The 14,348-nt window shown below is 63.9% G+C and carries 10 protein-coding genes; 4 read left to right on the top strand and 6 right to left on the bottom strand.

Going from position 1 to position 14,348, the window contains the following annotated elements:
• Window positions 1-9 precede the first annotated feature (9 nt).
• Window positions 10-1,587, bottom strand: coding sequence for a fatty acid--CoA ligase (locus XF30_RS28020; RefSeq protein WP_109144464.1), 1,578 nt, complete (start codon window positions 1,585-1,587; stop codon window positions 10-12).
• A 298-nt stretch (window positions 1,588-1,885) separates the two neighbouring features.
• Window positions 1,886-2,758: an SDR family oxidoreductase gene (locus tag XF30_RS28015; RefSeq protein WP_109144463.1), complete on the bottom strand. Its 873-nt coding sequence runs from the start codon at window positions 2,756-2,758 to the stop codon at window positions 1,886-1,888.
• Between the two features lie 116 nt (window positions 2,759-2,874).
• Between XF30_RS28015 and XF30_RS28010 the strand changes: the two genes are divergently transcribed.
• The 3 genes from XF30_RS28010 to XF30_RS28000 all read left to right on the top strand — a co-directional run bounded on the left by XF30_RS28010 (window position 2,875) and on the right by XF30_RS28000 (window position 5,945).
• Window positions 2,875-3,684, top strand: coding sequence for a crotonase/enoyl-CoA hydratase family protein (locus XF30_RS28010; RefSeq protein ID WP_109144462.1), 810 nt, complete (start codon window positions 2,875-2,877; stop codon window positions 3,682-3,684).
• 140 nt (window positions 3,685-3,824) lie between these two features.
• Complete coding sequence (locus XF30_RS28005) at window positions 3,825-5,369, top strand: acyl-CoA synthetase (protein ID WP_109144461.1); 1,545 nt, start codon at window positions 3,825-3,827, stop codon at window positions 5,367-5,369.
• A 171-nt stretch (window positions 5,370-5,540) separates the two neighbouring features.
• Window positions 5,541-5,945, top strand: a complete 405-nt coding sequence (locus XF30_RS28000; protein WP_036006208.1) for a YccF domain-containing protein — start codon at window positions 5,541-5,543, stop codon at window positions 5,943-5,945.
• Between the two features lie 73 nt (window positions 5,946-6,018).
• Here XF30_RS28000 and XF30_RS27995 read toward each other — a convergent pair whose 3' ends face one another.
• The 3 genes from XF30_RS27995 to XF30_RS27985 all read right to left on the bottom strand — a co-directional run bounded on the left by XF30_RS27995 (window position 6,019) and on the right by XF30_RS27985 (window position 9,204).
• Window positions 6,019-7,413 (bottom strand): TRAP transporter large permease, encoded by a 1,395-nt coding sequence (locus tag XF30_RS27995; protein ID WP_225127319.1) that lies wholly within the window; start codon window positions 7,411-7,413, stop codon window positions 6,019-6,021.
• A gap of 26 nt (window positions 7,414-7,439) precedes the next feature.
• Complete coding sequence (locus tag XF30_RS27990) at window positions 7,440-8,003, bottom strand: TRAP transporter small permease subunit (RefSeq protein WP_109144460.1); 564 nt, start codon at window positions 8,001-8,003, stop codon at window positions 7,440-7,442.
• A gap of 94 nt (window positions 8,004-8,097) precedes the next feature.
• The gene (locus XF30_RS27985; protein ID WP_036006206.1) at window positions 8,098-9,204 is read right to left on the bottom strand and encodes a TRAP transporter substrate-binding protein; all 1,107 of its coding nucleotides are present in this window, start codon (window positions 9,202-9,204) and stop codon (window positions 8,098-8,100) included.
• 1,234 nt (window positions 9,205-10,438) lie between these two features.
• Here XF30_RS27985 and ppc point away from each other — a divergent pair.
• The gene (gene ppc / locus XF30_RS27980) at window positions 10,439-13,237 is read left to right on the top strand and encodes a phosphoenolpyruvate carboxylase (protein ID WP_109144459.1); all 2,799 of its coding nucleotides are present in this window, start codon (window positions 10,439-10,441) and stop codon (window positions 13,235-13,237) included.
• A gap of 70 nt (window positions 13,238-13,307) precedes the next feature.
• On the opposite strand, the gene XF30_RS27975 is transcribed toward ppc, so the two are convergent.
• A complete protein-coding gene (locus XF30_RS27975) occupies window positions 13,308-14,222 on the bottom strand; it encodes an SDR family NAD(P)-dependent oxidoreductase (RefSeq protein ID WP_109144458.1) in 915 nt (304 codons plus the stop codon).
• Window positions 14,223-14,348 lie beyond the last annotated feature (126 nt).

The following is a 14,348-nucleotide window of genomic DNA, read 5'->3' as shown; positions in this document are numbered from 1 at the left end:
CACCGCGGATCAATTCACCCGCCGATCCTTCCCCGCCCAATACGGCTCGCGCAGCTGCCGCCGCAGGATCTTGCCAGACGGATTCCGCGGCAGCGCAGGCAGGAATTCCACGCTCTTCGGCGTCTTGTAGCCGGCGATGCGCGTCCGGGTGAAGTTGATGATCTCGGTGGCAGTCGCCTGCTTGCCCGGCTTCATCACCACGATCGCCTTCACGGCTTCGCCCCATTTGTCGTCAGGCACGCCGATCACGGCGGCTTCCGCGACATCGGGGTGGTCGCACAGAGCGCTCTCGACCTCGGCCGGATAGATGTTCTCGCCGCCGGAGATGATCATGTCCTTGATGCGGTCATGGATGTAGAGATAGCCGTCCTCGTCCATGTAGCCGGCATCGCCGGTGCGCAGCCAGCCGTCGCTGCGCAGCGTGGATGCGGTCGCCTCCGGCAGGTTCCAGTAGCCGGCCATGTTGGAGCCCGAGCGCGTTGCGATTTCGCCGACCTGCCGCGGCGGCAGCGGCTTGCCGTCCGGATCCAGGATCGCGATCTCGACGCCCGGCAGCGCCTTGCCGGCCGAGCGCATCCGCTCCAGCCCCTCGACGTGATCCTCCGGCGGCAGCGCGACGATGGTGCCGGTGGTCTCGGTCATGCCGTAGAGCTGCACGAAGCCGCATTTGAAGACCTCGATGCATTCCTTCAGCAGCGCTGCGGGAATCGGCGAGGCGCCGTACAGCATGTATTTCAGCCGCGAGAAGTCGACCGTCCTGGCGCGTGGCTGCCGCACCACGAACTGCATCGCCGCCGGCACCATGAACAGTTTTGTGATGCCCGACTGCTCGAAGAAATCCAAAACCTTGGTCGGGTCGAACTCGCGCGCGATCACGCCGCGGGCGCCGTGATAGAGCCCCATGACGCCCCACCCCGAACCGCCGATGTGAAAGATCGGCATCGCCACCAGCGAGACATCGTCGGTCGACCACCGGTTCCACTCCGGCTTGTCCTCGGCATTGCCGGATTGCACCAGGTTGAGGAAGTTGGCATGCGACAACATCGCGCCCTTCGGCTTGCCCGTCGTGCCCGACGTGTAGAGCTGGATCGCGATGTCCGTGGTGTCGATCGGCACCTTCGGATCATCGCCGCTCTGCGCATCGCGCCATGCCGTAAAATCCGGCCATTCCGGCGCGCCGCCCTCGGTGGTGATGACGGTGCGCACGCTTGGTATCTGCTCCCTGATCTGGCGCACTTGAGTGATGAACTCCGGCCCGGCGAACAGCACCGGCGCCTTGCAATCTGAGACGATGAAGGCGACCTCGGGCCCTGCTAGCCGCCAGTTCACCGGCGCCATCACGACGCCTGTCTTCATCGCCCCCATCAGGAGCTCGAAATAGATGTCGCTGTTTTTGCCGAGATAGGCGATGCGGTCGCCCTTCTTTACGCCCATTGCGAGGAGCGCGTTCGCGACCTTGTTGGTCTTGATGTCGAACTCGGCGAAGCTCGTGGTGCGGCCCTCGAATTCATAGGCGATGGCGCTGCCGCGGCTCTTCGCACGCTCGCGCACCATGTCGGCGAGGTTCGCCAGTTTCTGTGTGGACATGTTTCTCCCGCAGGCGTTTGTTTTTATGCCCGGGAGTGTGGCGTCATCCGCCGGTGAAGACAAGATGGGCTCCGCTGTCGTCCCGGACAAGCGCGCGCCTCAAGCGCGCGCAGATCCGGGACCCATAGCGACATGAAGTTGTTTGGCGAAGACATGCAGTTACCTGTCTCGCGCCACGACTTCTCCCTGTGGTTATGGGTCCCCGCCCCCGTGCGCTTTGCGCACTAGGCGGGGACGACAACTGGGGGCGCGGTGAAAACGTCAGCCCCTTACACGTCCGCGCATTTGCAATGCGCCGTCACCCCCGCTTCGCGCGGTCCTTCTCGTTCTGAGCCATGATGCTCTCGCGCGCGGTCTTCCAGTCGTCGTCGCTCCAGTCGCGGAGCTGGTAGAAGTTGCCGCCCATGGCGAGCGCCTGGGCGCCGTCCATGGCGATGGTCTCGCCGTTGATCCAGTCGCAGCCGCCGGAGATCAGGAACACGGCCACGTTCTGCAGTTCCTCCATGGTGCCGACGCGGCCCATCGGGTTCATCGCCTTGGTGCGCGCGCCGGCTTCGTCACCGGGCTTGATGCGCTTGCTCATGCCCTCGGTCGGGATTTCGCCCGGGGCGATGGTGTTGAGGCGGATGCCGTGTCGTCCCCATTCGGTGGCAAGCGACATCGTCATGGCGTGGATCGCCGACTTGCTCATCGCCGAGGGCACCACGTAAGGCGAGCCGTTGCGCACCCAGGTCGTGGTGATCGAGACGACGTTGCCGGGCTGCTTCAAGGCGATCCAGCGCTTGCCGACCGCATGTGTCACGTAGAACGTGCCATGCATGACGATGTTGGCGACCGCATCGAAGCCGCGCGGCGAGAGCTCCTCGGTCCGCGAGATGAAATTGCCGGCCGCATTGTTGATGAGATCGGTGAGGGGGCCATCGCGGAAGATGCTCTCGATCATCTCCTCGACCGCGAGCGCATTGCGGATGTCGACGCCGTGGCTGGTGACGCGGCCGCCGTAGAGATCCATCAGCTCGGTTGCGGTCTCGTCGCACACGATCTTGCGTCGACCGCAAATGTGCACCTCGGCGCCGAGTTGGAGAAAGCGCGCCGCCATCGACTTGCCGAGGCCGGTGCCGCCGCCGGTCACGAGAATGCGCCGGCCGGCCAGAAGATTTTCCTTGAACATGGCTGTTTCCCCCGTAGGGATTGTCAGTTAATTGGTCGATTGACTAAATCCGGCCGCCGGCGTCCTGTAAAGCGGCACTGAACAAGAACAGGCAAGAACTAGGGGAGAATTCGTCCATGGAAGATCGCGTCTCGATCTCGATCTCGGAAGGCGTCGCCGATGTGCGCCTGGTGCGCGCCGACAAGATGAACGCGCTGGATCAGCCCATGTTCGAGGCCCTCGTCGCCGCAACCGACCGGCTGTCGAAGGAGAAGGGCGTGCGCGCCGTCGTGCTCTCGGGCGAAGGCCGCGCCTTCTGCGCCGGGCTGGACATGGGGCGTTTTGCCGCCATGAAGGAGAAGGGGGGCAACGGAATTCCGGGTGGCGAAAATCGGGATCTCACGGTGCGCACATATGGCAAGGCCAACTTCGCGCAACAAGCAGTGTGGGGCTGGCGCCAGCTACCGATGCCTGTGATCGCGGCCGTGCACGGCGTCGCCTTCGGCGGCGGCTTCCAGCTCTCGCTCGGCGCCGACATGCGCTTTCTCAGCTCGGATGCGCGCATGTCGATCATGGAGATCAAATGGGGCCTCGTGCCCGACATGGCTGGCACGCCGATCCTGGCCTCGCTGGTGCGCGATGACATCCTGCGCGATCTCACCTACACCGGGCGGATCTTCTCGGCGCAGGAGGCGCTGGCTTACGGCCTCGCCACGCGCATCTGCGACGATCCGCGCGCTGCGGCGCTTGATGTCGCGCGCGAGATCGCAGGGAAAAGCCCCGATGCGATCCGCGCGGCCAAGCGGATGCTGAACAATCTCTCGGTCGATCCGGGCCCGGCGCTGCTCGCCGAATCCGTCGAGCAGCAGAAGCTGATCGGCAGCCCCAACCAGACCGAGGCCGTGCGCGCCAATCTGGAAAAGCGCGCGCCGAATTTTGCGGATTAGCTTTGGGTCATTCCGGGATGCGCCGTAGGCGCAGGCCCGGAATCCATCGAGCCGCATCGTTCGCTGTGAAATGGATTCCGGGTTCGATGCTGCGCATCGACCCGAAATGACGGCACAAACAACAACAAAGAAAAACAACAATGAGCCAAACGTCCCCCTTCCTCGGCATCGTCTCCGGCGAGCGCCGCCGCTCTCACGGCGAGGTCACTGAGCGCGCCGACCGCATCGCCTCCGGCCTCGCCAAGATCGGCGTCCGCCAGGGCGATTGCGTCTGCATGCTGATGCGCAACGACATCGCCTTCCTCGAAGCCGCCTACGCCGCGATGCGGCTGGGCGCCTATGGCGTGCCGATCAACTGGCACTTCAAACCGGAGGAGATCATCTACATCCTGAAGGATTCCGGCACCGCCGTCCTGATCGCTCATGCCGACATGCTGCACGGTTTGCGCGATGCGATTCCTGAGGGAGTCACCGTGCTCAGTGTGCCGACGCCGCCGGAAATCCGCTCCAACTACAAGATCGATCCGGATCATCTGACGAAGCCGGACTTCGCGATCGACTTCGAAGCCTGGCTCGCGCAACACCCGCCCTATGACGGCCCGATCGTGCCGCAGCCCATGAACATGATCTACACGTCGGGCACGACAGGCCATCCCAAGGGCGTCCGCCGCAACGCGCCGACGCCGGAACAGCAGACCGCCGGTGAGCGCATGCGTGCGATGATCTATGGGCTCAAGCCCGGCGCCCGCGCATTGCTGCCGGGGCCGCTCTATCATGCCGCGCCGAACTCGTTCGGCATCCGCGCCGGCAAGCTCGGCGGGGTGCTGGTGCTGATGCCGCGCTTCGAGGCGGAGGAATTCCTGCAAGCGATCGAGCGCTACAAGATCGACACCATCTTCATGGTGCCGACCATGTTCATCCGCCTGATGAAGCTGCCCGAGGAGGTGCGCAGGACGTACGACGTCTCCTCGCTCCGCCACGTCATCCACGCCGCCGCGCCGTGCCCGGCCGACGTCAAGCGCGCCATGATCGAATGGTGGGGGCCGGTGATCTACGAGTTCTACGGCTCGACCGAATCCAGCGCCGTGACCTTCGCGACGTCGGAGGACGCGCTGAAGAAGCCCGGCACCGTCGGCAGGATCTCGCCCGGCGCCGAGCTGCGCTTCATCGGCGACGACGGACGCGTGCTCGGCGTCGGCGAGATCGGCGAGATCTATTCGCGCATGGCCGAGATGGCCGATTTCACCTATCACAACAAGCCGGAGAAGCGCGCCGAGATCGACCGCGACGGCTTCATCACCTCCGGCGACGTCGGCTATATCGATGAAGACGGCTACGTCTTCATCTGCGACCGCAAGCGCGACATGGTGATATCAGGCGGCGTCAACATCTACCCGGCCGAGATCGAATCCGTGCTGCATGCGGTGCCCGGCGTGCATGATTGCGCCGTGTTCGGCATCCCCGACGCCGAGTTCGGCGAGGCGCTGATGGCGGTGGTGGAGCCGCAACCCGGGGTCACGCTCGCTGCTTCCGATGTCCGCGCCGCGCTGAAGGCGCATCTGGCCGACTACAAGGTGCCCAAGCACATCGAGATCCGCACCGGCCTGCCGCGCGAAGATTCCGGAAAAATCTTCAAGCGCCGCCTGCGCGATCCCTATTGGGAGCAGGCGGGGCGGAAGATCTAGCTACTTCGTAGCCCGGATGGAGCGAAGCGTAATCCGGGATCTCTCGCCGTGGAAAGATCATCCCGGATTACGCTTCGCTCCATCCGGGCTACGCCCCGCGCGCTGGAAGCGTCCTAGCACGGACAAATTCCGAGCCTATATGGATGGGATCATCCACCTCCGGATCGTCCCATGGCCCCCGTTTCCATCCTGCTCAACATCCTCTGGATCCTCATCGGCGGCGCCTGGATGGCGTTCGGCTGGCTGATCGCCGCGATCGTCATGGCGATCACCATCATCGGCCTGCCCTGGGCGCGGGCGGCGTTCAACATCGCCGTCTACACGCTGCTGCCGTTCGGCTCCCGGGCGGTCAACCGCTACGATGTCACCGGCGTCGAGGATATCGGCACCGGCCCGCTCGGGGTGATCGGCAATATCATCTGGTTCGTGCTCGCCGGCTGGTGGCTCGCACTCGGTCACCTCCTGACCGCGCTCGTCCTCGCCGTCACCATCATCGGCATCCCGTTCGCCTGGGCCCATCTGAAGCTCGCCGGCATCGCGCTCTGGCCGATCGGCAAGGTGATCGTGCCGGCTTAGGACGTCGCCTCAACGTCGGCGTTCGGCGGCAGAGCGGAGCCGTGTGGCGCCGTCGCGGACTCAATCGCGCGGGCTACTTCTTTTTTGGTGTCAACCAGTCCTCGTCTTCCAGGGACGGTGCTTGTTTCTGCTGTTCCAGGATTTTTCTGTACTCCTCCGGGATCACCTGGCTGCGAGATGCTTCATGCAGCGTGTGCGGGAACCAGGTCGCAATGCCGGGGAAGGCAATCATCAGGCCAACGCAGATCACCTGCAGCACCATGAACTGGAACATGCCAGCGTAGATCGTTCCGAGACTCCAGCCCTTGACCACCTGCTTGAGATAGTACGCTGACATGGCGACGGGCGGCGACAGGAAGGCGGTCTGCAGCACCACCGCAACCAACGCTCCGAACCATATGAGGTCGATGCCCATGCCTTTCACGACAGGATAGAAGATCGGCAGAAACACCAGGATGATGGCCGGCCACTCAAACGGCCACCCCAGCAGGAAAATGAGAAGGAGCACGACAATCAGCATGAGGCTCGGCGGCAACTGCAGGCCGAGCATCGTCTCGGTGATCCAGTTCGCTGAGCCAAGGCGGGCGAACACCGCACCGAAAATGTTCGACGTGACCGCCAGCAGGAGGACCATGCTCGACGTCGCCATCGTCGAGATCAGCGCCCGTTGCAGTCCGCTGAGCGAGAACCTGCGATATGCGATGGCCAGGATCAGCGCGCCGACGCTGCCGATGCCGGCGGCCTCCGTCGGCGTCGCAAGCCCCCCGATGATCGAGCCGAGCGTCGCCGTGATGAGCCCGAGCAGCGGCAGCGTTCCGACGGCCACCTCGCGTGCAATGTATCCAGCGGAGTAGATCCGCTCATCCTTTGGCACTGGCGGCCCGAGCTTGGGATTGATGAAGGAGCGGCCCATCAGATAGATGATGTAGACGCCGGCCAGCAGAAAGCCCGGTCCGAAGGCTGCAGCATAGAGATCGGCGACCGAAACCCCGAGCACCGGCCCCATCACGATCAGCATGACCGACGGGGGAATGAGAATACCGAGCGTGCCGCCCGCCGTGATGGTGCCCGCTGAAAGCTTGGCATCATAGCCCGCCTTCGTCATGATCGGCGATGCCATGATGCCAAGAACGGTGACGGCTGCGCCGACGATGCCTGTCGCCATCGCGAACACGGTCGAGGTCAGGATGACGACGAGGAAGAGTGCGCCGCGCACCGGCGCAAGCAGCATGCGGAACGCCGTAAAAAGGCGCTCCATGAGTCCCGCCTGCTCGGTGATGAAGCCCATGAAGATGAACAGCGGTACGGCGGCGAGAAGTTCTTCCTTCATCATGCCGATGGTCTGGAAGTAACCAAGCTCGAAGACCGTCCCGCCCATGCCCCAGTAGCCGAACGAGAAGGCGAGAAACAGCAACGTGAACGAGATCGGCACACCGATGAAGATCGCGCCCAGCAGCACCAGCAGCATGATGAGGCCGATGAGCGCTTCTGCGGTCATATCTCGACTTTCTCCTTATGCTCCAGCTCGACGCCGGTGCGCGCCATGTAGATGCTCTTGATCAACTCGGACACGCCCTGGACCAGCAGCAGGAGGCAGGCGAGCGGCACGACGAATTTGAACGGCCACAGCACGGGCCGCCAGGGAGTCTGGTCCGAGGTCTCGTTGATCAGCCAGGCGTAGTGGAATTCGTTCCAGCTGATCAGGAACAGCATGATCAGGCTCGGGAAGAAGAAGACGACATAGGAGATCGTATCGATCCAGCCCTTGCTACGGATCGAGAACTTCTCCCAGAAGAAGTCGGTACGGATATGAGCACCCTTGTGCAGCGCGTAAGCGGCGCCAAGCATGAAGAGCGAGCCGTACAGCATGTAGGTTGCGTCGTAGGCCCATATGGTCGGCGCATTGAACAGGTAACGCGCTCCAACCTCATAGGCGACGGCGAGAACCAGCGGCACCGAGAGCCACGAGATGATCGTGCCGGTCCGGTCGGTGAAGCCGTCGATCATCCTGATGATAGCCAGAAGCGCCGGTGGCTGCCCGCCTGTTATCTCAGCCATGCCTCGCCCCTTTCGCCGATCATTCGTGCGGCGCAAAGCAGGCCGCCTGCGTGCGAATTGAGGGCGGTCAAATCGGCCGCCCTCGGAGGAAGTCCTATTTCTCGGTTGGGAAGTAGTAGTTCGCCATGAAGGAGTATGGCGGGAAGTAAGACCTCTTGTACGGGACCACAGCGCTGGCATAAGCCTTCTGCGAGTCGTGCACCTTCTTGAAGAACGGGTTCCTGGCGCCCTCGGCGGCCGCGATCTCGTCCCACTTCTTGATGAAGGCCAGCAGGATCTCCGTCGGCGTGCGGAGGATCTGTACGCCGTGCTTCTGCTGCATCTCAATCAGCGCATCGGCGTTCTGGCGCTGCCACTTGGTCCACCAGACGAGGAATGTCTCGTTGGCCGCCGACTTGATGATCTCCTGATGTTGCGGGCTGAGCTCCTTCCACACATCGCCGTTGATGACGAGCTCGCCGACCGTCACGTTCTCATGCAAGCCGGGTGAATAGTGATACTTCCAGACGTTGTGGAAGCCGAGCTGCATGTCCTCGATGCCGCCGACCCATTCGGCGCAATCGATCACGCCGCGTTGCGCGGAGGGAATGATTTCTCCGCCCGGCATGTTGACCACCGTGAAGCCGAGCGCCTGCCACACTTCGCCGGCCATGCCGGTCTGGCGGCATTTCATGCCCTTCATGTCCTCGACCGTCTGGATCGGCTTCTTGAACCAGCCGAACGCCTGCGGCCCTGCAGGCAGGATTGGAAACACGACGAGGTTGAGCTTGAGCTCCTTCTGATAAAACTCGTTGTAAAGCTCGAGGCCGCCGCCGTGATAGAGCCAACCCATCACGTCCATGAAGTCCATGCCGAAGGTGCCGCCGGGACCGCCGGTGAACAGGATCGCGGTCTTGTTCTTGCCGGTCCAGTAGCCGGCCCACGCATGCGCTCCGTCGAGCACCTTCTTGTTGGTTGCGTCCAGCACCTCGAACGCCGGCACGACCTGGCCGGCGGGCATCGCCTCGATCTTCAGCGCGCCGGCTGACAGCTTGTTCACTCGATCGACGAAATAGGTGAAGTTGTCATAGAGCGTGAGCGACGCCGGCCATGTGGCCTGCATCTTCAACACCTTCGTCTGCGCCATGACTGTTGTGGTGGATACGACAAACGCCGAAGCGATCAGGGCAACGGCGACCAGTCCCAGAAACATGCGTTTCATGAGCCATCTCCTCCCTTGGACAACGTGACCGCGGCGAACTATTCTCTTCGTTGTTCTTGGTCGCCAAGTCTTCAAACCACGTCTGTCATCATTCTGCCACCATCGCCGCAAGTTGTCATCTTGCTTTCTGGCGGTAGCAAGCGCTGGAATTGGACATGGTCGAGACGTCAGCTCTTTGACCCTTCGGCGACGAACCTCCATTCGTTTGTTACGCTGGCTGTCGGTGGCAAACCAGACGCCGGGGGCGCCTTTGGCTGCGGCGGGACGCGGCCAGGCGATGCGGCGCACACCATGCCTCGCGTTGCCCGACGGGCAAAACACGCCAATGCAGGTCAAGTGGCGGGAGTGCAAATATTCTGATTGACCGAATTCGCTGTTTCGGGTAAACCGCAGCACATCCCGGCTCGTCAAAGGGACGTTTCGCGATCGTCACGATACGTAGGCCAGGATGCGATGGACGCGGCAGCGCCGGCGCGTGACGGGATGGCAGGGCGGGCAAACCCGTGAGCCATCGCGATCCGCGGCACGACACGGTGTGGTCACAACGTTGCTTTTCGGCATTGGGGGCGAGCACGCGCGAGCTTCCGACAGTCCGGGAGAGACGTCCGCGGACGGCAAAAGCGTGTGGTCCTGACGCCCGGGGTCTGTGCGTCAAGGCTTGCGGTGGTGAAGCGGCCCGACCGGGTGCGCGCATCAGTGATCCGCAAGGCGACGGGGGCAATAGTGCATCGCTCCCCGGGGAGAGCGCGCCATAAGCCGTAAAACCATTGCGCAGGGAAGGCCGGGATGTTCCGGCATCACCTGTGGTCACCCCGCGTGCGTCTTGTCGCGTGCGGACCTTGGGTGCCGGCTGGCGCCCGGCCTTCCCTGCGCCCTTGCTTCTCGATGAGGGCGAAACGGAAAGCAAAACTTCGGGCGCCTGCGCCGCGAGACCGCGAAGGCATGCCTATTATACGACTAGCTATTTTCTCGTGCCCCGGACGCAGCGCAGTGCGCCGCGCCTTCGCGGCGTGGTGCGCTGCAGAGCCGGGGCCCATTGCGGCGATGTGCTCTGAGGCTCCTGGGTCCCCGCTCGGCGCAGCAACGCTCGAAGGCGTTGCTGCTTGTCCGGGACACGAGGTCGTCGCACTCCGATCCACGGTGCGTCGCCCCAACTTCATCTTGCACTGCGGTAGAAAAGTATCGCACACTCCGCCGGACCGGGCCGCCAAGGGCGCGAGCAGGGGAGCGAGCCATGTCCCTCCAGACCGTACCATCCGACAGCACTGAGCAGCGCCCCAACCGCCCTGAGGATGTCCAGGCGATGGAGGCCGATGCCCGGCTGCGGGACGATATCCGCCTGCTCGGGCGCATTCTGGGCGACACCGTGCGCGACCAGGAGGGCGCCGACGTGTTCGACCTGGTCGAGCGCATCAGGCAGACCTCGATCAGGTTCCACCGCGACGAGGACCGGCTCGCCCGCCGCGAGCTCGAGCAGATCCTCGACAGCATGTCGACCTCCGAGACGGTGCGGATCGTCCGCGCCTTCAGCTATTTCTCGCACCTCGCCAACATCGCCGAGGACCAGAACAATATTCGACAGATGCGCGCACGCGCGGCGGCCAAGAATGGCAGCTCCGGCGTGCTGGCGGAGACACTGGCGCACGCCAAGGCGGCGGGCATTGGTCCCGATCAGCTCCGCACCTTCTTCAAGACCGCGCTGGTCAGCCCGGTGTTGACCGCGCATCCGACCGAGGTCCGCCGCAAGAGCACCATGGACCGCGAGATGGAGATTGCAGCCCTGCTCGATCGCCGCGAGCGGGTTGCACTGACCGCGGAGGAGGCGGCTGCCAGCGACGAGCAGCTCCGCCGCGAGGTGCTGACGCTGTGGCAGACCAACCTCTTGCGCCGGACCAAGCTCACCGTGCTGGATGAGGTCGCCAACGGCCTGTCGTTCTACGACTACACCTTCCTGCGCGAGGTGCCGCGGCTCATCAACGCGCTGGAGGATCGGCTGGAGGAGAGCGGCGAGCAGGCGGCCGGCGAGCTTGCCTCGTTCCTGCGCATGGGCAGCTGGATCGGCGGCGACCGCGACGGCAATCCCTTCGTCACCGCCGACGTGATGCGCGGCACGCTGCGGCTGCAGTCGAGCCGGGTGATGCAGTTCTATCTCAACGAGCTGCACGTGCTCGGCGCGGAGCTGTCGATCGCAGCCCATCTCGCCGACGTCTCCGAGGAGCTGCGCACGCTTGCGGAGCGTTCGCCGGACACCTCGCCGCACCGGAGCGGCGAGCCCTATCGCCTCGCGGTATCAGGCATCTATGCCCGTCTCACCGCGACGGCCGAAAAGCTCGAAGTCGAGATCACGCGCCGGCCTGTCGGCAAAGCGGCGCCTTACGAGAGCGTCAGGGAGCTGCTGGCCGATCTCGACGTGCTGCATCGCTCGCTGATCTCCAACAACGCCCGCGTCATCGCCCGCGGCCGGCTGCGGCTCTTGCGCCGCGCGGTGGATTGCTTCGGCTTTCACCTGGCCCGGCTCGACATTCGCCAGAACTCGGCCGTCCACGAGCGCACCATCGCCGAGTTGATCGACGCCGCCAATCCCGGCATGTCCTATCTCGCGCTTGGCGAGGACGCTCGCATCTCGCTGCTGACCAACGAATTGCGATCGACGCGCGCGCTGGTCTCGCCCTTCGTCAAATACAGCGACGAGACCATGGGCGAGCTCAACGTGTTCCATGCCGCCGCGGAAGCGCATGCGAAATTCGGCTCGGACGCCATTCCTCAATGCATCATCTCGATGTGCAAGGGCATGTCGGACATGCTCGAGGTCGCCGTGCTCCTGAAGGAGGTCGGCCTCGTCCATCCCTCCGGCCGCAGCGCCATCAACATCGTGCCGCTGTTCGAGACCATCGAGGATTTGCAGGCTTCCAGCGGCATCATGGACCGCATGCTGTCGTTGCACGATTACCGCCGGCTCGTCGACAGCCGCGGCAGCGTGCAGGAGGTCATGCTTGGGTACTCCGACAGCAACAAGGACGGCGGCTTCGTCACCTCGGGCTGGGAGCTCTACAAGGCCGAGATCGGCCTCGTCGAAGTGTTCGAGCGGCACCACGTGCGCTTACGTCTGTTCCACGGCCGCGGCGGCTCCGTGGGGCGCGGCGGCGGGCCGAGCTATGACGCCATCATCGCGCAGCCCGGCGGCGCGGTGAACGGCCAGATCCGCATCACCGAGCAGGGCGAGATCATCTCGTCGAAATATTCCAACACCGAGGTCGGCCGCAACAATCTGGAAATCCTCGCCGCGGCGACGCTGGAGGCAAGTCTGCTGCATCCGCGCCAGAGCGCGCCGCGCCGCGAATATCTGACCGCGATGGACGAACTCTCGAACCTCGCCTTCAAGGCCTATCGCGGCCTCGTCTACGAGACCGAAGGCTTCGTCGAGTACTTCTGGTCGTCCACCGTCATCAACGAGATCGCCACGCTCAACATAGGCAGCCGTCCGGCTTCGCGCAAAAAGACCCGCGCGATCGAGGATCTGCGCGCGATTCCCTGGGTGTTCTCGTGGGCGCAATGTCGCCTGATGCTGCCGGGCTGGTACGGCTTCGGCAGCGCGGTCGAGCAGTGGATCGCGGAGCATCCAGAGCAGGGCATGCCGTTCCTGAAAGAGCTCTACCAGGAATGGCCGTTCTTCCGCATGCTGCTGTCGAACATGGACATGGTGCTGGCCAAGAGCTCGATCGCGATCGCCTCGCGCTATGCCGAGCTGGTGCCGGACGAGGCCTTGCGCGAAAAAATCTTTGGCCGCATCCGCCGCGAATGGCATTCCTGCATCGAGACGCTGCTCGACATCATGGGTCAGGACCGTCTGCTCCAGGGCAACCCGCTGCTGGAGCGCTCCGTGCGCCACCGCTTCCCCTATCTCGATCCGCTCAACCACGTGCAGGTCGAGCTCTTGAGAGAGCACCGCGCGCAGAACCCCGACGAGCAGGTGCTGCGCGGGATCCAGCTGACGATCAACGGGATTTCGGCGGGCTTGCGGAATACGGGGTAGGGCAAATTGCGAATGGCGAGTAGCGAATAGAAACCCTATTCGCCATTCGCCACTCCCTATTCGCGCAATCTCACACCGGATCCCAGGTGAAGATGTCGGCCGAACGATCGAGCTTGTAGAACGAGCCCTTCAGCGCCGGCATGCCGTGTTCCGCGATCGACTGCGGAGTCCAGCCTTCGCTCCGCTGCACCGAGCGGATCGGACGGTTCTGGCTGAACAGGAAGATCTCGTTCATGCGCACGCCAAAGATCTGGCCGGTGACGTCCTTGGCGGAATCGCCGAGCAGATAGCCGCAGAGCGGGGCGATCTTCTCCGGGCCCATCTGCTTGATCTTCTCGACACGCGCCTTCTCGGCGTCGGTCTCGGTCGGAATGGTGCCGATCATGCGGGTCCAGGCGAACGGCGAGACGCAGTTGGAGCGGACGTTGAAGCGGCCCATGTCGAGCGCGATCGACTTCGACAGCCCGACGATGCCGAGCTTGGCCGCGGCGTAGTTGGCTTGGCCGAAGTTGCCGATCAGGCCGGAGGTCGAGGTGAAGTGCACGAACGAGCCCGACTCCTGCTCGCGGAAGATGCGCGCTGCGGCGTGGCTGACGTAGAACGAGCCCATCAGATGTACCTTGATGACGGCTTCGAACGCTTCCACGCTCATCTTGTGGAAGATCATGTCGCGCAGGATGCCGGCATTGTTGACGACGCCGTCGAGCCGGCCGAAATGATCGGTCGCGGTCTTCACGATCTTGCTGGCGGGAATGGCTTCCGCGACGCTCTCGAAATTGGCGACCGCCGTGCCGCCGCGCTTCTTGATCTCCTCGACCACCTCCTCGGCGGGCGCCGCGTTCGCGCCGGCGCCGTCGGCGGCTCCGCCGGGATCGTTGACGACGACCTTGGCGCCCTCGGCGGCGCACAGAAGCGCAATCTCGCGCCCGATGCCACGGCCTGCGCCGGTGACGATGATGACCTTGTCTTGCAGTGATTTGCTCATGTGGGTTCTCCGCTATGCGTTCCGGCGTTTCTTACCTCGCCCCGCTTGCGGGGAGAGGTCGGATCGCATCGAAGATGCGATCCGGGTGAGGGGTACAGGTCTCGCGGCCATCTCATCCGTGGAGAG

Source organism: Bradyrhizobium sp. SUTN9-2 (assembly GCF_003122645.1).
Lineage (GTDB): Bacteria > Pseudomonadota > Alphaproteobacteria > Rhizobiales > Xanthobacteraceae > Bradyrhizobium > Bradyrhizobium yuanmingense.
This window is presented reverse-complemented; position numbering and strand designations above follow the sequence as displayed.